The sequence below is a fragment of the Brachybacterium zhongshanense genome (assembly GCF_055385755.1).
The window spans coordinates 1,747,652-1,769,938 of sequence record NZ_AP043790.1; the positions used below are offsets into that span (position 1 = coordinate 1,747,652).

The 22,287-nt window shown below is 70.5% G+C and carries 21 protein-coding genes; 8 read left to right on the plus strand and 13 right to left on the minus strand.

Features of this window, described 5'->3' with window-relative positions:
• Window positions 1-86: 86 nt before the first annotated feature.
• From ACZ5AJ_RS07895 to ACZ5AJ_RS07910, 4 genes are read right to left on the minus strand one after another with little or no spacing between them, the layout of a single operon-like run.
• A complete protein-coding gene (locus ACZ5AJ_RS07895; RefSeq protein ID WP_464138544.1) occupies window positions 87-1,463 on the minus strand; it encodes a D-arabinono-1,4-lactone oxidase in 1,377 nt (458 codons plus the stop codon).
• Complete coding sequence (locus ACZ5AJ_RS07900; protein WP_464138545.1) at window positions 1,451-2,686, minus strand: alanine racemase; 1,236 nt, start codon at window positions 2,684-2,686, stop codon at window positions 1,451-1,453. The genes ACZ5AJ_RS07895 and ACZ5AJ_RS07900 overlap by 13 nt, the downstream gene beginning before the upstream one ends.
• Window positions 2,687-2,715: 29 nt before the next feature.
• Complete coding sequence (locus ACZ5AJ_RS07905; protein WP_464138547.1) at window positions 2,716-3,633, minus strand: hypothetical protein; 918 nt, start codon at window positions 3,631-3,633, stop codon at window positions 2,716-2,718.
• Between the two features lie 36 nt (window positions 3,634-3,669).
• Window positions 3,670-4,308, minus strand: a complete 639-nt coding sequence (locus ACZ5AJ_RS07910) for a GNAT family N-acetyltransferase (protein ID WP_464138549.1) — start codon at window positions 4,306-4,308, stop codon at window positions 3,670-3,672.
• 37 nt (window positions 4,309-4,345) lie between these two features.
• On the opposite strand from ACZ5AJ_RS07910, the gene ACZ5AJ_RS07915 reads away from it, so the two are divergent.
• The 5 genes from ACZ5AJ_RS07915 to ACZ5AJ_RS07935 all read left to right on the plus strand — a co-directional run bounded on the left by ACZ5AJ_RS07915 (window position 4,346) and on the right by ACZ5AJ_RS07935 (window position 8,039).
• On the plus strand, window positions 4,346-5,077 hold the full coding sequence (locus ACZ5AJ_RS07915) for a 5-formyltetrahydrofolate cyclo-ligase (RefSeq protein ID WP_464138550.1): 732 nt from the start codon (window positions 4,346-4,348) through the stop codon (window positions 5,075-5,077).
• Window positions 5,078-5,157: 80 nt separating this feature from the next.
• Window positions 5,158-5,502, plus strand: a complete 345-nt coding sequence (locus ACZ5AJ_RS07920) for an FmdB family zinc ribbon protein (RefSeq protein WP_464138552.1) — start codon at window positions 5,158-5,160, stop codon at window positions 5,500-5,502.
• Window positions 5,503-5,586: 84 nt separating this feature from the next.
• Window positions 5,587-6,336, plus strand: coding sequence for an SAF domain-containing protein (locus ACZ5AJ_RS07925; RefSeq protein ID WP_464138553.1), 750 nt, complete (start codon window positions 5,587-5,589; stop codon window positions 6,334-6,336).
• A 114-nt stretch (window positions 6,337-6,450) separates the two neighbouring features.
• Window positions 6,451-6,855: a large conductance mechanosensitive channel protein MscL gene (gene mscL, locus ACZ5AJ_RS07930; RefSeq protein WP_464138554.1), complete on the plus strand. Its 405-nt coding sequence runs from the start codon at window positions 6,451-6,453 to the stop codon at window positions 6,853-6,855.
• A 278-nt stretch (window positions 6,856-7,133) separates the two neighbouring features.
• Window positions 7,134-8,039 (plus strand): HhH-GPD family protein, encoded by a 906-nt coding sequence (locus ACZ5AJ_RS07935; protein WP_464138556.1) that lies wholly within the window; start codon window positions 7,134-7,136, stop codon window positions 8,037-8,039.
• Window positions 8,040-8,073: 34 nt separating this feature from the next.
• On the opposite strand, the gene ACZ5AJ_RS07940 is transcribed toward ACZ5AJ_RS07935, so the two are convergent.
• The 3 genes from ACZ5AJ_RS07940 to ACZ5AJ_RS07950 form a co-directional block, all read right to left on the minus strand.
• Window positions 8,074-8,580, minus strand: a complete 507-nt coding sequence (locus tag ACZ5AJ_RS07940) for an amino-acid N-acetyltransferase (protein ID WP_464138557.1) — start codon at window positions 8,578-8,580, stop codon at window positions 8,074-8,076.
• Window positions 8,577-9,452: a DedA family protein gene (locus tag ACZ5AJ_RS07945; RefSeq protein WP_464138558.1), complete on the minus strand. Its 876-nt coding sequence runs from the start codon at window positions 9,450-9,452 to the stop codon at window positions 8,577-8,579. The genes ACZ5AJ_RS07940 and ACZ5AJ_RS07945 overlap by 4 nt, the downstream gene beginning before the upstream one ends.
• Window positions 9,453-9,605: 153 nt before the next feature.
• A complete protein-coding gene (locus ACZ5AJ_RS07950) occupies window positions 9,606-12,188 on the minus strand; it encodes an ATP-dependent Clp protease ATP-binding subunit (RefSeq protein WP_464138560.1) in 2,583 nt (860 codons plus the stop codon).
• 247 nt (window positions 12,189-12,435) lie between these two features.
• Here ACZ5AJ_RS07950 and ACZ5AJ_RS07955 point away from each other — a divergent pair, with 247 nt between their 5' ends.
• Entirely contained in the window at window positions 12,436-13,128 is a 693-nt protein-coding gene (locus tag ACZ5AJ_RS07955; RefSeq protein WP_464138561.1) for a FadR/GntR family transcriptional regulator, read from the plus strand.
• A gap of 66 nt (window positions 13,129-13,194) precedes the next feature.
• Here ACZ5AJ_RS07955 and ACZ5AJ_RS07960 read toward each other — a convergent pair whose 3' ends face one another.
• The 6 genes from ACZ5AJ_RS07960 to ACZ5AJ_RS07985 all read right to left on the minus strand — a co-directional run bounded on the left by ACZ5AJ_RS07960 (window position 13,195) and on the right by ACZ5AJ_RS07985 (window position 19,855).
• Window positions 13,195-14,124 carry an amidohydrolase family protein gene (locus ACZ5AJ_RS07960; protein ID WP_464138562.1) on the minus strand — a complete coding sequence of 310 codons (930 nt, stop codon included), beginning with the start codon at window positions 14,122-14,124 and terminating at the stop codon, window positions 13,195-13,197.
• The gene (locus ACZ5AJ_RS07965) at window positions 14,117-15,142 is read right to left on the minus strand and encodes an aldo/keto reductase (protein ID WP_464138564.1); all 1,026 of its coding nucleotides are present in this window, start codon (window positions 15,140-15,142) and stop codon (window positions 14,117-14,119) included. The genes ACZ5AJ_RS07960 and ACZ5AJ_RS07965 overlap by 8 nt, the downstream gene beginning before the upstream one ends.
• A complete protein-coding gene (locus ACZ5AJ_RS07970; RefSeq protein ID WP_464138566.1) occupies window positions 15,139-15,528 on the minus strand; it encodes an L-rhamnose mutarotase in 390 nt (129 codons plus the stop codon). Before ACZ5AJ_RS07970 ends, ACZ5AJ_RS07965 begins: the two co-directional genes overlap by 4 nt.
• Window positions 15,529-15,532: 4 nt before the next feature.
• Window positions 15,533-16,882 (minus strand): alpha-L-fucosidase, encoded by a 1,350-nt coding sequence (locus ACZ5AJ_RS07975; protein ID WP_464138569.1) that lies wholly within the window; start codon window positions 16,880-16,882, stop codon window positions 15,533-15,535.
• On the minus strand, window positions 16,866-18,179 hold the full coding sequence (locus tag ACZ5AJ_RS07980; protein ID WP_464138570.1) for an enolase C-terminal domain-like protein: 1,314 nt from the start codon (window positions 18,177-18,179) through the stop codon (window positions 16,866-16,868). Before ACZ5AJ_RS07980 ends, ACZ5AJ_RS07975 begins: the two co-directional genes overlap by 17 nt.
• Window positions 18,180-18,487: 308 nt before the next feature.
• Window positions 18,488-19,855, minus strand: coding sequence for an alpha-L-fucosidase (locus ACZ5AJ_RS07985; RefSeq protein WP_464138571.1), 1,368 nt, complete (start codon window positions 19,853-19,855; stop codon window positions 18,488-18,490).
• Between the two features lie 34 nt (window positions 19,856-19,889).
• Between ACZ5AJ_RS07985 and ACZ5AJ_RS07990 the strand changes: the two genes are divergently transcribed.
• Entirely contained in the window at window positions 19,890-20,582 is a 693-nt protein-coding gene (locus ACZ5AJ_RS07990) for a DUF624 domain-containing protein (RefSeq protein ID WP_464138573.1), read from the plus strand.
• 178 nt (window positions 20,583-20,760) lie between these two features.
• Window positions 20,761-22,251: a malate:quinone oxidoreductase gene (locus tag ACZ5AJ_RS07995; RefSeq protein WP_464138574.1), complete on the plus strand. Its 1,491-nt coding sequence runs from the start codon at window positions 20,761-20,763 to the stop codon at window positions 22,249-22,251.
• Window positions 22,252-22,287 lie beyond the last annotated feature (36 nt).

Genomic DNA, 22,287 nt, shown 5'->3' on the forward strand with positions numbered 1-22,287 from the left:
TCCCGATGGACGGCAGATGACGGCGCCCCGCCCATCGAGCGACGCAGTTCGTCCGCGCAGCCACGCCGCCCAGCGGACGCTGCCGTTCAGCCCAGCAGATGACGCAGATAGGGGGTCATCAGGAGGCCGTCGGGATCGACGCGCTCGCGCACGCGCCGGAAGTCCTCGAAGCGAGGATGCACCGCGACGAGCTCCCGGGCGCCCAGCCAGTGCCGCTTGCCCCAGTGCGGCCGGGCGGCGAAGGGCTCGAGGGTCCGCTGGACCATCAGCAGATAGGGGCCGGGCTCCTCGCGGTGGTAGCGGTGCGCGGCGACGTACACGGTGTCGCGGCCGTAGGCGGTGGAGAGCCACACGTCGTCGGGTGCGGCCCGACGGATCTCGAGCGGGAAGGTGACCCGGACGTCCTCATCCTCGAAGCGTCGGCGCAGCGCAGCGAAGGCCGCGTCGAAGCGCTCGGCGGGGATCGCCCACTCGGACTCGTGGAAGCGCACCCGACGCGGCGCCGTGAACACGCGTGCGGAGTCGTCCACCACGCGAGGGCCGGCGAATGCCCGCGAGGCGATCTCCGCGGTGGGCCGGGACAGCGGGGGCAGCAGGGCCGACGCCCCGCAGAGGAGCTCGAATGCTCCGTTGCCCAGGATCTCGCTCTGCAGGACCTCGAGCGGGCGCGGCGGGCGGGACTGCTCGACGTCGGCCGGGAGCCTGCGGCTGCTGCGCACGGTCGCCCGCGGCGTGCGGGGGAACCAGAAGATCTCGTGATGGTCGACGATCGAGGAGTCGGGCACGAAGGACCCCACGGCCTCGTCGATGCCGACGGTCGACTCGAGCAGCTCGAGCCGGTACCGGGGCACGCACTGCAGCGTCACCTCGAGCAGGACCCCGATGGTGCCGAGTCCGAGACGGGCCGCCTCGAACAGGTCGGGCTCGTGCTCGGCGGAGACCTCGAGGACCTCGCCGTCGGCGAGCGCGAGCCGCATGCCGCGCACCATGCCGGCGAAGCCCGTGAAACGGGCCCCTGTGCCGTGGGTGCCGGTCTGGATCGCCCCGGCGATCGACTGCCGGTCGATGTCTCCCATGACCGACAGCGCGAGATCGAAGGGGGCGAGCAGATCGGCGATCTGCCAGAGCCTCGTGCCGGCGCGCAGCGTGGCCCTCCTCCGGTCGAGGTCGACGCTCACCAGCCCCTGATGCGCGTCGAGCGTCATGAGGGTTCCGTCGGTCGCTGCGAGCGGGGTGAACGAGTGGCCGCCGCCGATCACCCGCAGCGAGCGCCCGCTGCGCCGGGCGGAGGCGAGGGCTGCGAGGACATCGGCCTCGCAGCGCGGGGCGGCGATCTCAGCAGGGCTCCAGCGTGCCGATCCGCTCCAGTTGCGGTGCATCGGCGCGGTGCCGGCCCCCGACCGGTCGTCGTGCCGACGATCGGAGTGCTGACGGATGGAGAGGGCGCCGATCAGAGGAAGCATCGCTGCTCTCCTCGGTAGGTGGGAGCCTCGTCGACGACCCGGGCCTCGACCCCGGCGACGAGCACGCAGCGCTCGGTGTGCTCGGCCGGCTCCCCCGCCTTGGCATGGCGGAGCCATACGTCGTCGCCGAGGCGCAGCGACTCGGCCGCCGGACCGACGACGGGAGTCTGCACCTCCCCGGCGCCCTCCTGCGGGGCGAAGGAGAGGCCCTCAGGTGCATCGATCGTCGGAAGGCGGTCCGCTCCCGGGACGCTGCTGGCGATGCGGCCGCCGCCGAGCAGCGTGGCCACGTCGGGGCCGGGACGTCGGACGACCGGGAAGGCGGTGAACAGTGCCGGGGTCGGCGAGAACCCGCGGTAGTGGTCGAAGAGTCCTGCTCCGATCAGCCCGGAGCCGGCGGCGATCTCGGTGACGGCGCTCTCGGCTCCCGTGGTCTCCACCGATCCGGTGCCGCCGCCGTTGACGAACTCCAGCTCCGCGAGCTCCTGCACCGCGGCGACGGCTTCGGCCCGGCGTGCGGCGATCTCCCGGACGGACAGGCGCTTCATCGTCCTGACCGCGGCCCCGCGGGGAGTGCCGGCGTCGTCGACGACACCGGCGATCTGCCCCTCGTAGGCCATGACCCCGACGAGACGAAGTCCCTGACGTCCCAGGATCTCGCGAGCGAGCTCGACGAGCTGCGGGGCCGTGCGCACCGGTGAGCGCAGCGCCCCGAAGCGCACTCCGGGGACCGGCGCGAAGGCGGCGTCGAGCTCCAGGGCGACGCGGATCGGACGGTCGCGGTCGATCAGGCCCCGACAGGCATCGAGGATCAGCTCGGCGTGGGCGGTCTCGTCGACCATGACGGTGATGGCCGCACGTGCGGCGTCGTCCGCGGCGAGTCGGCGCAGCGCCGCGCGATCGACGCTGGGGTAGGCGACGACGACGTCGTCATGGCCGTGCTCGACCAGCCAGAGCGCCTCAGGGAGCGTGAAGGCGAGGACCCCTCGGAAGCCGTCGGCGGCGACTGCTCGATCGATGAGCCGACGCACCCTCAGGGATTTCGAGGCGACGCGCAGCGGCACTCCGCGGGCTCTGCGGGCGAGGTCGACGGCGTTGGCGTCGAAGGCATCGAGGTCGAGCACGGTCAGAGGCCGGCGCTCTATGCCCGCCGAGCGGAGGGCCGCCCCGATCACCTCGAGCCGCTCCGCGATCTGCTGAGCACGGAGCTCTGCGCTGCGCACCGCACGATCCTCGGCGCCGCGCACGTCGATCAGGCCCGACGGCGGGCCAGAACCTCGTCCAGCCGCAGGTCGACGGCGGGGGCGGGGATCCCGGTCGCGGCCTCGGCGACCGCTTCGGCCTCCTCGACGCCTGCGCTCTCGAAGGCAGTGGTGGCCGCGCGGACGCTCTCGCGGTGCATCGCGTGGCGGGTGCCGAGATCGTCGACCTCTCCGCGCATCTCATAGGTGGGCCTCGGAACCGGTCGCGGCGTCCATGCGCCCGGTGCTGCCAGCCTCTCGCTCGCACGGCGCTCCGTGTCCTCGAGCGAGGGGCGCGGCGCGCGCTCGCGCGGAACGAGGGCTCGCTGCTCGGCGGGCTCCCCCGCTCCTTCCCGGTGCTCGGCGCGCTGCTCACGCGCATGCCGTTCCGCGCGCTGGGCATCGGCGCGGTCCGCCGCCTCGAGGCGGGCGAGCGCGGCGGCGCGGCGGGCCCGGGTGCGACGCTCGAGCTCAGCCCTGCGCAGACCGAGCAGATAGGCGGCGACCCCCAGGGCCGCGATCGCCGGAGCGGCCCAGTGCACCATCTGCAGCACGGCGAGCACACCGAGGGCGGCCGTCACGGCGATGAGCAGACCGAGGACGACGACGAGCAGGCGACGCGATCGCGCCCGCTCCTCGATCGGATCGACCCTCACACCCGGGGCGGCGTCGAAGCGCGGACGACTGGTGGGGTCGGCGGGGCGGAGGAGCAGTCGGTCCTGGGGCATCGCGGGACTCGCCTCTCGAGACGGACGACGGTTGTGGACGGCCTCGGAGAGGTCGCGGGCTCCCGAGGTGGGCTCGGCGAGCTCTGCGGAGCGCGCGCGACCCATCACATCGCGTCGGCTCGCGGTGCGCGGCAGGGCATAGCCCAGCCACAGCACGAGGAGAAGGGCGAACAGCACGGCCCCGAGATTGATGGGCTCCATGAGCCCAGCGTAATGACAGCGATGTCGTTCCGCTGGTCACACCCTGGGCGTGTCGGTCGGAAGATGCGTCGGATGCTCGGCGTGCAGCCGGGCGAGGACTCCTCGCCCGCTGTCGTCCGTCGCGACCTCCTCCGCGCACAGAGCGAACACCAGATGGTCCCTCCAGGCGCCGTCGACATGGATCGCCGCCCGACGCAGCCCTTCCTCGCGCAGGTGCAGCTTCTCCGCGACGCGCAGGCTCGCCGAGTTCTCCGGACGAACCGTCATCTCGACGCGGTGCATGCCGACCTCGGCGAACAGGTGGTCGATCAGCAGCGCAGCAGCTCTCGGCACGAGCCCCCGACCGGCGTGCCCGCGGTCGATCCAATATCCGATCACCGCGGAGCGCACAGCGCCGTACTGGAGGGGACCGGCGGTGATCTGGCCCAGCAGGACCCCGTGGGCCTCGATCACCAGCGGCAGGTGGGCTCCCATGCGCGCCTGGCTCTCGTTCCAGCGCCGCAGGGCGGAGAACGACGGCCGACGACCGAGCCGCACCGGATCGGTGGCGTCCCACGGTCGCAACCACTCATGATTGCGCATCCGCAGCCTCTCGAAGGCTGTGCGGTCGCGCCGATGCAGCGGCCTGAGCGTCAGCTCCCCGTCGCTCAGCGTGAGCGGCCACACGTGCACCATCGGCCCATCGTAGGCATGGCAGGCTCTCGCCATGGGCATGGACGGCACACGGGATCAGCGCACGGGCGAGGCGGACGAGCCTCTCGCGGAGCGGAAGCGGCGATTGCGCGCCGCTCTCCGCGCACGACGGCGGGAGCTGTACGGGGGGCACGACGGTGCGGCCCGCCGCGCGAGCGAGGGTGCCGAGGTGCGCGCCCGCGCCACCGAGCTCGTCGGCATGATCACCCCATCCGAGAGGCCGCTCGTCGCGGTGTTCCATCCGACGCCGACGGAGCCCGACGTGATGCCGCTCGTCCGGGCCCTGGTCGCCGCAGGGGCGCGCCCGCTCTTCCCCGTCCTGGCCAGGAGATCGCCCGAGCGTGCCGACGGAGCTGAGGCGGAGTCCGATCCGGCGGAGCCGTGCTCCCTGGAGCTGAGCCCGCCGGAGCTGGACTGGGCGGAGTGGGATGGCAGCTCCCCACTCCGCGTCTCGCCGGGGAGAGGGTTCGGCCTCGAGCCGGACGGACCGCGCCATGGCTCCGACGCCCTCGCCCGCGCACGCCTGGTCCTCGTCCCCGCTCTCGCGGTGGACCTCAGCGGTACGCGTCTCGGCCACGGCGCCGGCTACTACGACCGGGCTCTCACCCATCTGCTGCCCGGCACGGCGGCAGTCGCGGTCGTCCACCCGCACGAGGTGCTCGAGCCGGGGGTGCTGCCCCGCGCCGACCACGACATCCCGATCTCCGAGGCGATCACCGCCGCGGGACGCGTATCACTGCGGACGCCCTGACCCGTCCGTGCTCTCCGGTCGTAGAATCGAGGGCGCCGCGACGGCGGCTCACCCCTTCTGACCATCCCGGAGGATCCCGCGTGCCCACCTACGTCTACGCCTGCAAGAACTGCGGTCACCGGTTCGAGAAGTACCAGTCCTTCAGCGAGGACTCGCTGAGCACCTGCCCCGAGTGCGCACAGGAGTCGCTGCGGAAGGTCTTCGACTCGGTGGGCATCGTGTTCAAGGGCTCGGGCTTCTACTCCACCGACTCCCAGACCTCCGGAGCCAGCTCGGTGGCCAGCACGTCATCCCCCTCCGAGAGCGCCGCCTCCGCGACGACCTCGGACTCGGGCAGTGCGAGCAGCTCGGGTTCCGCCGCCTCTGCGCCCGCCGCTCCCGCCGCGACCGCCGCTCCGGCCGCGAGCGCACCAGCCGCCTCCTGACGCTGCTCCTCCCCACCGGTCGATCGTCCACAGAGCCGGAGGATCGGGCGTCGTCCCTGCCCGTGCCCGCCTAGCGTGCACGTCATGCTCGATCAGCTCCGCCTACGAATCCCGCGCTGGCGACGCGCACTGCGACGTCGTCGGCGCACCCTGCTTCTGCTGGTGATCGCCGCTCTGCTGGCCACCGCCGCTCCGCCGCTCGCCGCCGCCCTGACCCCGGCTGAGCGCGACGGGGTCACCGTGGCCGTCGCCGCTCGCGACATCGCCCCAGGCGCTGAGCTCACCGCCGCCGACCTGGCCACGACGCACGTGGCCGCCGCGCTGGTGCCGTCCGGGACTGCGAAGGACCCTGAGGAGCTGATCGGCCGAAGGACCTCGGCATCCGTTCCTGCGGGGACGGTGGTCCAGGAGGGCATGCTCGCCTCCGGATCCACCCCCGTTCCGGAGGACATGGCGCTGATGGCCATCACAGCTCCCGCCGTGCTGTCCGCGCACCTGGAGCCCGGAGTGCGGCTCCACGTCCATGGCAGCGGGGCCGTCGACGACGTCTGGTCCGGCGGAGGGGCCGCCGCCCGGACGAGCTCAGGATCCGGCGGTCAGGAGCCTGAGGGGACGCACCTCACCGCTGGAGATCCGGCCGAGCAGGGAGGCTCCACCGGGAGCGCCCTGACGGTCCTGGTCATCGAGGTGCCGCAGGATGCGGCCGACGGGATCGATCTGGGAACGACCTCCGGCCAGGATCTCCAGATCCTCGTGGCCGTGGACATGGCCGACGAGCGTGCTCTGGCTCGCATCATCGCGGAGGGCTGGTTCACCGTCTCGGTCATCCGCTAATGTCCTGCGTGATCCGTCGGGCTACGGACGGAACGGTCGCCTCTTCCGATGAGGCGCTCCGGGCCTCCTTGTTCCGCGCCTCTGTCCCCGATCTCTCCCAGTAAGGATCACCCCATGAAGGGCTTCAAGGATTTCGTCATGCAGGGCAACGTCATCGACCTCGCGGTCGGCGTCGTCATCGGCTCTGCCTTCACCGCCCTCATCACGGCGTTCGTGGACAACCTGATCCAGCCGATCATCAACGTCTTCGGCGGCTCCAATGTGGACGGCCTGGCCTTCACGATCACGAACGAGGCCACCAAGGTCGACCTCGGCGCCATCCTCTCGGCGATCATCGCCTTCCTGATCACCGCCGCAGTCGTGTACTTCGTCTTCGTGCTCCCGATCTCCAAGGCGCGCGAGATGGATCGTCGCCGTCGTGGCCTCCCGGTCGATGAGGAGGAGGCGGCGCCGGAGGACATCGCGCTGCTCACGCAGATCCGCGATCTGCTGGAGGCTCAGCAGGCACCGCGCCAGTGACGCGCTGACGCACGCGGATCCTTCCGCGCGCAGAACCCCACGGAGGCGGGGCGGGACCGAACAGCGGTCCCGCCCCGTCGTCGTTCTGCGCAGCGTCCCCGCGCGGGTCTTCCCGGCGTCGTGCCCGCGTCGCCCCGGCAGCACCCAAGCCGCCCTCCGGCGTCCCCGCCGACGCACGGCCTGGACCGGACCTGTCGAGAGTGCGATACCGTCCCTGGGTGCCCGCCGTTCCCCCTCCCTCCCCCTCCGAAGCATCGTCGGGATCACGAGCATCGCCAGTGTCCTCGACGGCCCCGTCCGAGGAGCAGGTCCGTCTTCCACCTGCCTCGGTCGACGCGGTGATCGACTGGTTCGAGCACGCTGCCCGGGACCTCCCCTGGAGAGCTCCTGACGCCTCAGCCTGGAGCATCCTCGTCTCCGAGATCATGCTCCAGCAGACTCCGGTCGTCCGCGTGCTGCCGCGATGGCAGGCGTGGATGGAGCGCTGGCCGACCCCTGCGGACCTCGCAGACGCTCCCACGGCCGAGGTGCTGCGTGCATGGGACCGACTCGGCTATCCCCGTCGCGCACTGCGCCTGCAGGAATGTGCACGCGCCATCGTGCTCGAGCACGGCGGCGAGGTGCCGCACGGGGAGGATGCGCTGCGGAGCCTGCCAGGCATCGGCGAGTACACTGCAGCGGCCGTCACAGCCTTCGCCCATCGTCGGCGCGCCGTCGTCGTCGACACGAACATCCGCCGCGTGCTCGTGCGGTCCGTGACCGGCCGAGCGGTTCCGGCGCGCTCCTACACGGCGGCCGAGCGTCGGCTCGCCGCCGCGACCGTCCCCGCCGAGACGGATCGTTCGGTCCTGTGGAACCAGGCGTCGATGGAGCTCGGCGCCCTGGTGTGCACTGCCCGCTCACCGCGCTGCGAGCAGTGCCCGCTGTCCGACAGCTCCTGCGCTTGGCATGCTGCGGGCCGTCCTCCGGCTCGGCCGGAGGAGCGGCGCACCCAGCCCTTCGAAGGGACGGATCGGCAGATGCGCGGGCAGATCATGGCCGTGCTCCGCAGCAGGGGCGAGGTCGCGCGAGTCGACCTCGACGCACTCGATCCGGAGGACCTCGGTCGGGTGGAGCGCTGCGTGCGATCCCTGGTCTCGGACTCGCTCGCGGTCGTCGAAGGGGACCGGCTGCGCCTGCCGTGAGCGCGCTGCCGGACCGTCAGGACGCCGCCGCCGGTCAGCGGTCGAGGTGCACGATCATGCGGGTGTTGCCCAATGTGTTGGGCTTGACCCTGGCGAGATCGAGGAACTCTGCGATGCCTTCGTCGGGAGAGCGCAGCAGCTGGCTGTAGAGCTCGGGATCGACATCCTCCGCCATCTCCTCGAAGCCATGGCGACGGAAGAACGGCACCTCGAAGGTCAGGCAGAACACGCGTGCCAGGCCCAGGTCCCTGGCTCGTTGCAGGAGGGCCTCGAGCATCCTGTGGCCGAGTCCCGTACCCAGCATCTCCTCGAGCACGGCGAGCGTGCGCACCTCGGCGAGGTCCTCCCACATGACGTGCAGGGCGCCGCAGCCGACGACTCTGCCGTCCTCGTCGTCGACGGCGACGAGGAACTCCTGGACCGCTTCGTAGAACGAGACGAGATCCTTGCCGAGCAGGATCCCCCGATGGGACAGAGGCTGGACGATGGCATCGATCGATCGGACGTCCGCTGGCAGCGCCGGGCGGATGGTGATGCTCATGAATGCTGATCCTCCTCGACAGGCGACTCCCTCACGCCTCCCGGCGCCTCCTGCAGCGCGCGACTCCTCCGGGAGCCGGTCCGCTCGCTCCGATCGTCCTGCTCCGCCCGTCCGGCATCGCCGTCCGAACGGTGCGCGGGGCGGTCCTCCCCGTCCGCAGGGTCGAGCTGCTCGGCCAGCTCCTCCTCCGCCCGCGCGACCAGACGGTCGACCGTCTGGTTCCCGCGACGCTCGGCACGACGATCCAGCGCCCGGTGCACGGCGTTGATGACGCGCTCGACGACGACGGCCAGCACCACTGCGGCGACCAGCGCCACGCTGATCGCCAGCAGATGATTGTCCTCGAACCAGGAGCCCGCCACCGCACCGATCGCACAGGAGTACACGGCCCACACGAACGTCGACAGCAGCGAGCGCGGCCAGAAGTTCCGATGCGGATAGTGGACCGCGCCGGCGACGAGGTTCACCGCAGTGCGGCCGAAGGGGATGTAGCGGGCCGTCATGAGGAACAGAAGAGCCCTGCGCTGCAGTCCGCGATCGGCGGCCTCCACAGCACGCCGCCCCTTGCCCTCGCGCAGGAAGCGGAATCGCTCCCAGCCGATCATGCGTCCCAGGAGATAGCCGAGGTTGTCCCCCGCCCAGGCACCCATCCAGGCGGCCATTCCGATGAGGATGATGGCAGGCTCCCCGGATGACGACCACAGGGAGGACAGCGTGACGATCGTGGACTCGCTCGGCACCGTCGGGAAGAAGCCGTCGGCGGCGGCGAAGACGAGGACGACGAGATGGATCCACCAGGCGTCCGCCACCACGAGGATCCAATCCTCGATCTGGCCGCTGATGGACATGAGCCGGTCCAGGAGGTCCTGCACTCGCGATTCTCCTTCGCTGGCCCGGAAGAGGTGCCGGCCTCCGGTGCTGACGCCGCGGCACGGCGCCCACGTGCACCGCCGTCGGGACGGTGCCGGCTGGTCCCGATGATACGGAACCGGCTCCGTCGAGGACGGAGCCGGTTCCCAGGTTCATCAGGAGGCGGTGGCCTCCGCGCCGTCGGGCGAGGACGGCTCGCCCGCATCAGGACGGGAGACCTCGGCGGTGCGCGCCGCCGTCATGCTCTCGACGTCCACCTCGTCGCTGATCGGCTCGAGGGAGCCGTCCGGCGTGCGCCGGCTGAAGGTGAGCTCGCCCAGCAGGCCCTCTCCCTCGGCATCGACGACGAGGGTGTCGCCGACCTTGACCTGACCGAAGAGGATCTTCTCGCTGAGCGTGTCCTCGATGTCGCGCTGGATCGTGCGACGCAGGGGACGCGCTCCGAGGACCGGGTCGTAGCCCTTGTCTGCCAGCAGCTGCTTGGCCGCCGGGGTGAGCTCGATCGACATGTCCTTCTCCTCGAGACGGGTCTCCAGACGACCCACCATGAGGTCGACGATCTCGACGATCTCGGACGGGGACAGCTGCGGGAAGACCACCACGTCGTCGACACGGTTGAGGAACTCCGGCCGGAAGTGCTGCTTGAGCTCCTCGTGGACCTTCGCCTTCATCCGGTCGTAGTCGGTGGACAGGCCGCCGCCGGCGGTGAAGCCGATGGAGACGCCCTTGGCGATGTCCCGGGTGCCGAGGTTCGTGGTCATGATGATGACGGTGTTCTTGAAGTCCACCACGCGGCCCTGCGAGTCGGTCAGGCGACCGTCCTCGAGGATCTGCAGCAGCGAGTTGAAGATGTCGACGTGCGCCTTCTCCACCTCGTCGAACAGCACGACGGAGAACGGCTTGCGACGCACCTTCTCGGTGAGCTGGCCGCCCTCGTCGTAGCCGACGTAGCCGGGGGGCGAGCCGAACAGGCGCGATGCCGTGTGCTTCTCGCCGAACTCCGACATGTCCAGCTGGATGAGGGCGTCCTCGTCACCGAACAGGAACTCCGCGAGCGCCTTGGCCAGCTCGGTCTTGCCCACGCCCGTGGGCCCGGCGAAGATGAACGACCCGCCGGGGCGCTTGGGGTCCTTCAAGCCGGCACGGGTGCGCCGGATGGCCTGCGAGAGGGCCTTGATGGCCTCGTGCTGACCGATGACGCGCTTGTGCAGCTCGTCCTCCATGTGCAGCAGGCGCGAGGACTCCTCCTCGGTGAGCTTCACGATCGGGATGCCGGTCGCGGCGGCCAGCACCTCGGCGATGGTCTCCTCGCTGACGGTGGTCACGGCATCGGACTCGCCGTGGCGCCAGGCCTTCTCCTTCTCGTCCCGCTCGGTCTTGAGGTTCTGCTCCTCGTCGCGGAGGGAGGCGGCGAGCTCGAAGTCCTGCCCGTCGATCGCCTCCTCCTTCTTCTTGCGCGTCTCCTCGATGCGGGCGTCGTACTCCTTGAGCTCCGGAGGAGCCGTGAGGCGACGGATGCGCAGACGGGCGCCGGCCTCGTCGATCAGATCGATCGCCTTGTCCGGGAGGAAGCGGTCGTTGACGTAGCGGTCGGCGAGGTTGGCCGCGGCCACCAGGGCGCTGTCGGTGATGGTCACCTTGTGGTGCGCCTCGTAGCGGTCGCGCAGACCCTTCAGGATCTCGACCGTGAGAGCGACGGAGGGCTCATTGACCTGGATCGGCTGGAAGCGCCGCTCGAGCGCGGCGTCCTTCTCGATGTGCTTGCGGTACTCCTCGAGCGTGGTCGCGCCGATGGTCTGCAGCTCGCCGCGGGCGAGCATCGGCTTGAGGATGCTGGCGGCGTCGATCGCGCCCTCGGCGGCGCCCGCTCCGACGAGGGTGTGGATCTCATCGATGAACAGGATGATGTCGCCGCGGGTGCGGATCTCCTTGAGGACCTTCTTCAGGCGCTCCTCGAAGTCGCCGCGGTAGCGGGATCCGGCCACCAGCGATCCGAGATCGAGGGTGTAGAGCTGCTTGTCCTTGAGCGTCTCCGGGACGTCGCCGGCGACGATCGACTGCGCGAGGCCCTCGACGACGGCGGACTTCCCGACACCGGGCTCGCCGATCAGCACCGGGTTGTTCTTGGTGCGACGGCTGAGGACCTGCATCACGCGCTCGGCCTCGTGCTCGCGCCCGATCACCGGGTCGAGCTTGCCCTCGCGAGCGGCCTGGGTGAGGTTGCGGCCGAACTGGTCCAGGACGAGCGAGCCCGCGGGCTGACCCTCGGCGGGGCCTCCGGCGGTCGCCGGCTCCTTGCCCTGGTAGCCGGAGAGTCGCTCGATGACCTCCTGGCGGACCGCGGCGGGCTCCGCCTTGAGGCGCGAGAGGACCTTGACGGCGGTGCCCTCGCCCTCGCGCAGCAGGCCGAGCAGGATGTGCTCGGTCCCGATGTAGTTGTGGCCGAGCTGGAGGGCCTCCCGCAGGCTCAGCTCGAGGACCTTCTTGGCACGCGGGGTGAAGGGGATGTGCCCGCTGGGGGTCTGGTTCCCCTCCCCGATGATGTCGCGGACCTGCTCACGGACGGCGTCGAGCGTGACGCCGAGGGCCTCGAGGGCCTTCGCCCCGACGCCCTCGTTCTCGTGGATCAGGCCCAGCAGGATGTGCTCGGTCCCGATGTAGTTGTGGTTGAGCAGGCGTGCCTCGTCCTGCGCGAGGACGACGACGCGGCGTGCGCGATCGGTGAAGCGTTCGAACATGGTCCTCCCCCGTTCGTTGGAGCTGATGCAGCGAGACTACGCGGGTTCCAGGCTCGGTTGAGCGCTGTTCGCCGCTGGCGTGACTCCATCCGTCGGCAGGGCTCCTCCCTCCCGTCCCGCCGTCGGCGTCCGGAGCCGTGGACTAGGATCGCGGCGTCGGCCCGAGCGCCGCCCCGTCGCAGGTGGGAGGCTCGGCAGCACCTGGACGGCAGGCCCCGGCACTGCCCCGAGACGAGGAGCTCAGAGCGTGAGTGCACCCCGCGCCGTGACAGATCGGGCGATCGAAGCGATCAAGCAGATGATCATCGCCGGGGAGCTCGGCCCCGGGGATCGCCTCCCGCCGGAGAAGGAGCTGGCCGAGAGGGTCGGCGTCTCCCGCAACTCCCTGCGCGAGGCGGTCAAGGCGCTGTCCGTGATCCGTGTGCTGGACGTGCGTCAGGGTGACGGCACCTACGTCACCTCCCTCGCGCCGAACCTGCTGGTCGAGGCGCTCGGCTTCATGCTCGACCTGCACCGCAGCGACGACGAGGGCCATGTGATGGAGGTCCGCCGTCTCCTCGAGCCGGCAGCGGTGGAGCAGGCCTGCCCGCATCTGACCGCGGAGGACTTCGACGAGCTCGAGCGGATCATGGTGGACCTGTCCGAGCGATCCGAGGTGGAGGATCTGGTGGAGGCCGACATCGCCTTCCATCGTCTGATCAACGCCCGCTGCCCCAACGGCTATCTCAGCTCCATGCTCGAAGGGCTGGCGTCCGCGACCGCTCGTGCCCGGGTATGGCGCGGGCTGACCGAGGGCGCCGCCGTGGAGCGGACCCTGGCCGAGCACCGTCGGATCCTCGATGCCCTCCACGCAGGAAGAGGGGACCTCGCGCGCGTGCACGCCGCGGCTCACATCGCCGGCGTCGAGAGCTGGCTGGAGCGGACGGCGCAGGTCGGCTGATGCTCGACAGGGGCCTCGCCGCTCGACGACGGTCCCACGGATCGCACGATCCGGTGGCCGCCCTTCTCAGACGATGCGGCGGTAGATCCTCTCGGCGGTGATCGAGAGGATCTGATCCCGTGCGCCACCGGGCAGCTCGCCGAGCAGATCGTGCAGACGTCCTGTGCCACGGGCGAGGTCGAAGGGGACCGGGGCGATCGGCCAGTCGCTGCCGTACATGAGCCGTCCGGGTCCGAGCACCTCGAGGGCGAGATCCAGCGCGCGGCGGAGATCGTCGTCGGCCGAGTACCCTTCGCCGCTGGTGGACAGGCCCGAGAGCTTGGCGACCGCGGTGGGCAGCGCGGCGAGGCGCCGGAGACCGATCGCCCAGTCGTCCATGCGATCAGGGTGTCCCAGCGGGGGCTTGCCCAGATGGTCGAGGACGACGACGAGCCCCTCCACCTCCTCGGCGATGCGTGCCGCCTGGTCGAGATGCCGGGGGAAGGCGTCAGGGACATCCAACGGAAGGCCCTTCGCGGCTAGCATCGTGAGGCTCTCACGCACCGGTGACCTGTCCAGGAAGCCGGCATCGGGGTCGTCGTGCACCAGATGGCGCGCGCCGACGATCCGCTCCATCGCGGCTCGGTCCTCCAGGAGCACGGCGACGGCGGACGGATCCGCGAGGGGCAGCCAGGCCACGACGTCGGCGCGATGCACCGTCCCCTCCTGCACCCGGGCCTCCGGTCGAGCCTCCACCTGACCCTGGACCAGCGCCTCGCTCTCGATGCGGGCGGCGGCACGCTGCAGGGCACGCGTATCGGTGAGCGCATCGTCGGCCTGGACCAGGACGACCCGATCGACGTCCAGGACGGACAGCTGCGGGGCGACCTGCTCCCATCGCGCGTCGCGACGCAGCCCCTCGGGGGCATCGTCCAGCCAGGCATAGCCCCCGCCTGAACGATCCCACAGGTGCAGATGCGCGTCGGTGACCGCGAGACGACCTCTCGGCTCACCCATCCGCGGCCGTCCGCTGCAGCTCGTCGACCTCGTCCCACAGCTCCTGGGGGATCGGCCTGCGCATGCGTCCGAGATTCTGCCGGACCTGCTCGCCGGTGCGCATGCCCAGCACCACAGACGCGATCGCCGGATGCTGCAGCGGCCAGTGGATGGCCAGGTCGGGCAGCTCGACGCCATAGCGCTCCGCCAGCCCTGCGAGCCGACGGGCGCGATCCAGCAGCTCGGCAGGAGCTCGGCCGTACTCGTACTTCGCGTCATCGGGGACGCGATGGCGCGAGAGGATGCCCGAGTTGAACACGGACACCGCGACGACGTCCACCTCGTGCTCCAGGCAGGCGGGCAGGAGTTGCTCCGCGGCGGGCTGCTCGAGCAGCGTGTACCGGCCGGAGACCATCACCGTGTCCACCTGGCGTGTGCGCACGGCACGGGCCAGGACATCCGTGTCCTTCGAGCCGACGCCGACGCGGGAGACGAGTCCCTCATCGCGCATCGCGGCGAGCGTCGGGAGCGCCTCCGCGAAGGCCTGCTCCACCGGTCCCTCCTCCGGATCATGGAGGTACAGGATGTCGATGCGCTCGGTGCCGAGGCGCTCGAGGGACTCCTGATGGCTGCGACGGATGCCTGACTCGCTGAGGTCCCATCGGCGGACGTGATGGTTCGGGACGGCGAACTCGTGCGCCATGTCGTCGCCGTCGCCGGGTCCCGGTACGAGCAGGCGACCGACCTTGGTCGAGAGCAGATACTCGTCGCGCGGCCGCTCGGCCAGGAGCGCTCCCAGCCGACGCTCGCTCGTCCCCACGCCGTAGTGCGGAGCGGTGTCGAACATCCGCAGACCGCCCTCCCAGGCCGCCTCGACGGCGTCGGCCACCTCGGCATCCGTGGTGGGGCGGTAGAGGTTCCCCAGCTGGGCGGCGCCGAACCCGAAGTCCGGGAGCGCGGGCCGGCCGCCGGGCCCGCTGCGGCGCGGTGCGGTCGGGGACGGCGAGGGGATCGAGGTCGGAGCCGGGATCCTGCTCATCGTCCGCCCTCCGATGCGGTGTGCGAGGCGCTCCCCGGCGCCCCCTCCTGCGTCGGCCCGGCGGATGCCGGCTCGGCGGGCAGATGCCAGACCTGCTCGATGCCCTCATCGTCGCCGTCGTAGGAGTCGACGACCTCGAGGAAGGCGTTGATGTGCTCCTGCCAGGCCAGATTCACGGGGTCGTCGGCGAGCGCGCGCCGCATGGCGCGATAGTCCTCCACCTCGACGAGGTGGAAGAGGTCGCGTCCGTCGCGCCAGATCCGCCAGGCGCGCGCACCGTCGCGTCGGAGCGAGGTGTCGAGATCGTCGGGGATGCGCCGATGCTCGCGGACGTAGTCGTCCTCGGCTCCTTCGGCGATGCGGGTGTGCAGGGCGATGGTCTGCATGGGTTCAGCCTTCCGTGTCCTCCGCTGCGACGTCCAGCCGGATCTCGATGACGGGCAGGAGGACGTCGGGTCGGGTGATGGGGATGGAGAGGGTCGCGACGTCCGGTCCGATGCCGTCGACGTCGGTATGGCTGCCCTGCGGTCCGGGCTGGATCACGCTGTGGTTGATCTCTGAGCAGTCGTGCAGGAGCCGGGCGAAGCGCACCTTCCCTGCCAGCCCCTTCACATGCAGATGCCCGAGCGGCCAGGCCGCCACGCACAGATGGAGACGGTCGCCGCGCTGGGTGATGAGTGTGCCGGGAGGAGGCTCGATGCCCAGCGCCGGGTCCAGAGGGCCGGCGCCGTGGATGACCCCGCGATGCAGATCCATCCATCCGCCGATCGCGCTGAGCAGCTCCGTGTCCTCGCGACGGAGTCCGCCCCGACCGTCCGGTCCGATGTTCAGGAGCATGCTGCCGCCCTTGGCGACGGTGTCCACGAGCATCCGGAGCAGCAGATCCGCAGACTTGAACTCGAGATTGTCCCGGTCATACCCCCAGGAGCCGTCGGTGGTCTGGCAGGCCTCCCATCGCACCGGCTCGCCGCGGTCGTCGCGGACCGGCTCGGCCGGCTGGTTCTGCTCAGGGGTGGCGAGGTCCCCGGGGATGCCCAGCCGATCGTTGACGATGCAGCCGGGCTGCAGCTCGCGGACGAGCGCCAGCAGTCCCTCCGCGTCCCAGTCCTCCGGGCCCTTGCCGTCCTCGCCCGGGTAGGTGAAGTCGAAGAAGAGGTAGTCGATCTGTCCGTATCGGGTCAGGAGCTCCCGGACCTGGCCGTGGAGATGCGCCCGATAGCGGGCCATGTCCCGCCCGGCGTTCAGCTTCTCACGGTCGGGACGGTCGCGCAGGGGATGGATGCCGTCGATGGTGAAATCCGGATGATGCCAGTCGATCAGCGAATGGTAGAGGCCGACCTTCAGCCCTTCGGCACGCACCGCCTCGACGAACTCGCGCACGAGATCGCGTCCGCAGGCGGTCACAGAGGTGTAGTCGGTCAGTTCGCTGCCGAACAGGCAGAAGCCCTCGTGGTGCTTGGTCGTCAGCACCGCGTAGCGCATGCCCGCCTCGCGTCCGGTGCGTGCGATGAGACCGGCATCGAAGCGATCCGGATCGAAGCTCTCCGCATACTGCTCGTAGTCCTCGGCGCTCCGGCGCTCGCGGCTCATCGACCATTCGTGGCGGGCAGGGATCGCATAGAGGCCGAATTGCACGAACAGACCGAAGCGAGCGGCGTCGAACCAGCCGGTGTCGGCTGATCCGGGGGCGCTCGCGGGCGCGGGAGCGGCGGTTGCGTCGGTCTCACGGGACGGCGACATGGAGCTCCTCGGTCCAGACGGGGCCGTTCGGGTAGAGATGCCGCGCGACTGACTCCTCGTGCATGCGCGCACCGCTGCCCGGGGCGGTGGGAGCCAGATATGCGCCGCGCACGACGGCTGCAGGATGCTCGAAGTGCTCGTGGAGATGGTCGACGTACTCCACGAACCGCTGCGGGTGCTCCCCGCTCACCGCGGCCGCGTCGAAGAGGGCATAGTGCTGGACCAGCTCGCACAGGCCGACTCCGCCCGCATGCGGGCACACCGGCACGCCGAACTTCGCGGCCAGCAGGATGATCGCGAGGTTCTCGCTGAGTCCTCCGACCCGCGTCGCGTCCAGCTGCAGGACGTCGATGGCCTCGGCCTGCAGCAGCTGCTTGGCGACGATGCGGCTCTGCATCTGCTCGCCGGTCGCGACCGGCAGCGGGGCGACGGCCCGTCGGATCGCGGCATGGGCGAGGACGTCGTCGGGACTGGTCGGCTCCTCGATCCACGCCGGCCGATAGGGCGCCAGACGGCCGAGCCAGTCGATCGCGTCGGCGACATCCCAGCGCTGATTGGCGTCGACGGCTATCGGGAAGCCATCGCCGAGCTCCTCCCGCGCGATGGCCATACGGCGCACATCGTCCTCGACGTCGGCGCCGACCTTGAGCTTGACCATGGGGAAGCCGTCCTCGCGAGCCTCACGCAGCAGTCGCAGGAGCTTCTCGTCGCTGTAGCCGAGCCAGCCGGGGCTGGTCGTGTAAGCGGGCACGCCATGCTGGAGGAGCCCGGCGATGCGCTCCTCCTTGCCGTCCTCTCCGCGACGGAGGATCTCCAGCGCCTCCTCGCGGGTCAGGGCATCGGTGAGATAGCGGAAGTCGATGAGTCCGACGACCTCCTCCGGGGAGAGGCGCGCCAGCAGCAGCCACAGCGGGAGGCCCTCACGACGGGCGCGGAGATCCCACAGGGCGTTGACGACCGCGCCGATGGCCATGTGCATGACGCCCTTCTCGGGCCCCAGCCAGCGCAGCTGGGAGTCGCCGACGAGGCGCCGCGAGAGCCCTCCGAGGTCTGCGAGGGTCTCCTCGACGTCGAGGCCGACGAGATGGCCCGCGAGCAGCTCGATCGCCGCGCACTGGAGGTCGTTCCCCCGACCGATGGTGAAGACCAGGGACCAGCCTGCGTCCCCGTCGGAGGTGCGCAGCTCCAGGTACGCCGCGGAGTAGTCGGGGTCCGGGTTCATGGCGTCGGAGCCGTCGAGCTCCCGGGACGTCGGGAAGCGGACGTCGGACACGCGCAGGTGGGTCAGAGTGCTCATCGGGCCTTCCTCGACCGGTGCAGTCGGTGCCGCCGATGCGACTCTCCGCCCCCGGCGCTCCAGTGATCGGATGTCTGGGAGTGTATGCGTCACACAGACATCGGACAACTCGCGCCGAGGCGCCTTCCATCCACCCCTTCTCCAGAGGTCAGATGGAGACTTGAGAAAGGGCACTGACCCCAGGTGGGCGTTCACCTCTCCCGCACTACCGCCACCCATCGGAGGTGTCATCGCTGAGCGGCGGAACGACGCCGACGGAGCGCACTCGTTCCGCCGACCCCGTCGGCCCCTCACCCCTCTCTGACCCCTCACCCCGCTTCCGGCGGCGCCGTCGTCGCCGCATAGAAGTCGCTCAGGTCGGGCACGGGAGCGTCGTCGGCATCATGGACGAGAACGGCGTCGAGCGCGGCCCCCTCGCCGACCAGCTCGACGACGATCGCATCGGCCTCGGCCGCCGACTCGAGCCGATGGATCCGCCGCACACCGATGCTGCCGCCTTCGGCGAGGACCTCCCCGTCGTGCGTCGTCACCCGATGTCCGACGACTCGCTGGCCGCCCTCGAGGGACTCCCGCAGCTCGATGTGGTCGAAGCGGGTCCTCCCCGGGAGCACGGCGCGGAGACGGTGCACGGCTCCGTCTGGGCCACCGGGTCCTTCGGCGAAACCGGCTCCTGTGGTGCTGCCGGTCTCGAGCACCAGCTCGACCGGAGCGCCGAAGCGCGCATGCAGCGCGGCGGAGAGCTCGCCGATCCGAGCAGCGTCGGCGGGATCGATCCGTCCGCGCCGGTCCGGCGGGATGTTCAGCAGGAGGTTGGCGCCCAGTCCGATCGACCTGTCGTGGATGGCGAGCAGGTGACCGAGCGACTTGGGCTCCTCGCCCTCCTGCCAGAACCAGCCCTTGCGCAGGGAGACATCGCACTCGGGTGGGAGGTAGCGGGCCTCTGCGGTCTCGATGACATCGGTGTCGTAGTTGTTCAGGTCCGCCGACCGCATCACGTAGCGGACAGGGTCTGCCGCCAGTCCGTCCTCGTTGCCGACCCAGCGGATCGTCGCAGGCCCCATGGTGAAGACCTTCGCGCCGGGCTGGAGCTCGGCGATCAGTGCCCCGATACGGTCCCAGGCGTACTCCCGCTCGGCCGAGCCCGCACCGTCGAACCACAGCTCGTGCAGGTCGCCGTGGTGCGTGCACAGCTCGCGCAGCTGGGCGAGGTAGAGATCGTCGTACGCCTCCGGATCCGCGTATCGCGGGTCGTGCCGGTCCCACGGGGACAGGTAGAGGCCCAGCCGCATCCCCTGTGCCCGGCAGGCCTGCTCGACCTCGCGCACCACGTCGCCACGGCCGTCCCTCCATGGGGAGGAGGCGACCGAGTAGTCGGTGGTGGCCGTGGGCCACAGGCAGAAGCCGTCGTGATGCTTGGCCGTCAGCACCACGAACTGCGCACCGAACTCGGAGGCTGTGCGCACCCATTCGTCGGCGTCGAGATCCGTGGGATCGAAGATCTCCGGGGAGAGAGTCCCATCGCTCCATTCGAGGCCCGCGAAGGTGTTGATGCCGAAGTGGAAGAAGACCCCGAGACCTTCCTTCTGCCAGGCGAGCTGCTCCGGTGTGGGGACGAGGTGGGTGCCGCCGCTGGTGTCGGCGACAGCGCTGGGGTTCTCTGCGATGCCCTCACCCAAGCAGAGATCGGACGTCTGGCGATAGTGTTTCCGCATGAGCGATCGCCGAGGCCGTCCGGGCCCCGCCGAGGTCCCCGCCTGGGGGATGCGCATGAACGAGGTCATCGAGCGCATCTGGCTCCTCGTCCGCGTCTCCGTCATCTGGCTCGCCCTGAGCCTCCTCGGTCTCGTCGTCCTCGGGATCGCCCCGGCGACCTGCGCGGCGGCCGACGTGCTGATCGCCGCACGCCGCGGCGACAGGGTGAGGGTCGTCCGGACGATGTGGGGGTCGTGGCGCTCGCACCTGGTCACGGCCAACATCCGGATGCTGCCTCTGATGATCGTCCAGGCGGGCGCTGCGACGACGCTGCGCCTGATCACCCCCGGCGGAGCGTCGAGCCCCGCGGAGACCGTGCTGGTCGGCATCCTCGCCGTCATCAGCACCGGATGGACGACGGTCGCCCTGGCCGCGATCGTCGCCTCACCGCGAGTGCGACGGCAGGACCTCCTGGTGTGCTGGCGACTCGCGCTGCTCATGCCGGGCATGATCCCGGGCCGTGCGATCGCGCTGCTCCTGCTGCTGGTCATCTGGCTCTATCTGTGCATGCTGCTGTGGCCGCTCGCGCTGCTGGTGGGCGTCGGCGCGGCGACAGACCTGGCCACAGCGGTCCTGAGCGGGCGCATCGGGGATCTGCTCGAACAGATCGACCGTGCCGGCGAGAGCCCACCCGGGGCGGAGAGCGCATGAGCAGCCGGGCAGGAGCTGCCGAGCGTGACCCGCGCCTCGTCGCCCCCGCCTTCGTGATCCGGCGCCGCAGGGAGACAGGTGGGGGCGATACCCTGGCATGCACGGCCGCCCGGGGTCGCGCGATGCATCGTGCCGTACAGCGCCGGGCGGCGAGCCCGGCGACCTCGAACGGAGAGACATGGCAGACCTCAGGGTGGAAGTGACTCGCGCAGATGCGGTCCTGATCGGCGGCGGCATCGCCAGCGCCACGCTGGCGGCCATGCTCAGCGAGCTGGAGCCGGACTGGGACATCCAGGTCGTGGAGAAGCTCGACAGCCTCGGGCTGGAGTCCAGCGACGGCTGGAACAACGCCGGCACCGGCCACAGCGCCCTGTGCGAGCTGAACTACACGCCGCAGGACGTCGACGGCTCCGTCAGCCCCTCCAAGGCGATCAGGATCAACGAGCAGTTCCAGATCAGCCGTCAGTTCTGGGCTCATCTGGTGGAGAACGACCGGATCGGTGACCCGTCCTCGTTCATCCACACGGTGCCGCACATGAGCTTCGTGCATGGCACCGACAGCGTCGACTATCTGCGTCGCCGCCATGAGGCGCTTACCGCGAACCCTCTGTTCGACCGCATGCTCTTCACCTCCGAGCACGCGCGGCTGAAGCAGTGGGCCCCGCTGGTCGCAGAGGACCGGCCGGTCACCGAGACGATCGCGGCCACCTACTCCCCCGACGGCACCGACGTCGACTTCGGGGCCCTGACCGGGCAGCTGTTCGACTATGCCCAGCGCGTGGGCACGACCGTCTCCACCGGCTGGGAGGTCGTCGACCTGCGCCGGATGGGACAGGACTGGGGCGTGATGGCGCGCTCCACCCGCACCGGTGACACTCGGGTCCTGCGCGCCCCCTTCGTCTTCGTCGGAGCGGGCGGCAACGCTCTGCCGCTGCTGCAGAAGTCCGGCATCGAGGAGATCCGCGGCTTCGGAGGGTTCCCGATCTCCGGTCAGTGGCTGCGCTGCACGGATCCCGGGATCGTCGCCCGCCATTCTGCGAAGGTCTACGGCAAGGCCGCCGTGGGCGCTCCCCCGATGAGCGTGCCCCACCTGGACACCCGCTACATCGACGGCGAGCAGGCCCTCATGTTCGGCCCGTACGCGGGGTGGTCGCCGAAGTTCCTCAAGACCGGCCGCTACACGGATCTGTTCGCCTCCATCAAGCCCGGCAACCTCGCCCAGATGATGGCGGTCGCGCCGCCGAACCTCGACCTCATGAGCTACCTGGTCGGGCAGCTCGCTGCGACGCGCAGCCAGCGCTTCGAGGCGCTTCTGGAGTACATGCCCTCCGCCCGTCCCGAGGACTGGGAGCTGGTCACCGCGGGGCAGCGCGTCCAGGTGATCGCCCCGGACCGCAAGAAGGTGGGCGTGCTGCAGTTCGGCACACAGCTGATCACGTCTTCGGACCGCTCCATCGGCGGCATGCTCGGCGCCTCGCCGGGAGCCTCCACGGCGACCGACATCATGCTCAGCCTGCTGGGGACGATGTTCCCGGAGCGCGCCCGCCGATGGGCGCCCACGATCTCCCGCATGGTGCCGAGCTTCGGCACCTCGCTGTCCGATGACGCACAGGCGGCCCACGCCTCGCTGGAGCGGACCGCGGCCTCGCTCGGACTCGACCACGACTGAGTCTCGGGCACGACAGTTTTCGGAGCCGGCGCCTCG

Bases quoted from the DNA above. Each gene is read 5' to 3' on its own strand.
- ACZ5AJ_RS07895 (WP_464138544.1), bottom strand. From the start codon at position 1,463: ATGCTTCCTCTGATCGGCGCCCTCTCCATCCGTCAGCACTCCGATCGT.
- ACZ5AJ_RS07905 (WP_464138547.1), bottom strand. From the start codon at position 3,633: ATGGAGCCCATCAATCTCGGGGCCGTGCTGTTCGCCCTTCTCCTCGTG.
- ACZ5AJ_RS07910 (WP_464138549.1), bottom strand. From the start codon at position 4,308: ATGGTGCACGTGTGGCCGCTCACGCTGAGCGACGGGGAGCTGACGCTC.
- ACZ5AJ_RS07915 (WP_464138550.1), top strand. From the start codon at position 4,346: ATGGACGGCACACGGGATCAGCGCACGGGCGAGGCGGACGAGCCTCTC.
- ACZ5AJ_RS07925 (WP_464138553.1), top strand. From the start codon at position 5,587: ATGCTCGATCAGCTCCGCCTACGAATCCCGCGCTGGCGACGCGCACTG.
- mscL (WP_464138554.1), top strand. From the start codon at position 6,451: ATGAAGGGCTTCAAGGATTTCGTCATGCAGGGCAACGTCATCGACCTC.
- ACZ5AJ_RS07940 (WP_464138557.1), bottom strand. From the start codon at position 8,580: ATGAGCATCACCATCCGCCCGGCGCTGCCAGCGGACGTCCGATCGATC.
- ACZ5AJ_RS07950 (WP_464138560.1), bottom strand. From the start codon at position 12,188: ATGTTCGAACGCTTCACCGATCGCGCACGCCGCGTCGTCGTCCTCGCG.
- ACZ5AJ_RS07960 (WP_464138562.1), bottom strand. From the start codon at position 14,124: ATGGGTGAGCCGAGAGGTCGTCTCGCGGTCACCGACGCGCATCTGCAC.
- ACZ5AJ_RS07965 (WP_464138564.1), bottom strand. From the start codon at position 15,142: ATGAGCAGGATCCCGGCTCCGACCTCGATCCCCTCGCCGTCCCCGACC.
- ACZ5AJ_RS07970 (WP_464138566.1), bottom strand. From the start codon at position 15,528: ATGCAGACCATCGCCCTGCACACCCGCATCGCCGAAGGAGCCGAGGAC.
- ACZ5AJ_RS07975 (WP_464138569.1), bottom strand. From the start codon at position 16,882: ATGTCGCCGTCCCGTGAGACCGACGCAACCGCCGCTCCCGCGCCCGCG.
- ACZ5AJ_RS07980 (WP_464138570.1), bottom strand. From the start codon at position 18,179: ATGAGCACTCTGACCCACCTGCGCGTGTCCGACGTCCGCTTCCCGACG.
- ACZ5AJ_RS07990 (WP_464138573.1), top strand. From the start codon at position 19,890: ATGAGCGATCGCCGAGGCCGTCCGGGCCCCGCCGAGGTCCCCGCCTGG.
- ACZ5AJ_RS07995 (WP_464138574.1), top strand. From the start codon at position 20,761: ATGGCAGACCTCAGGGTGGAAGTGACTCGCGCAGATGCGGTCCTGATC.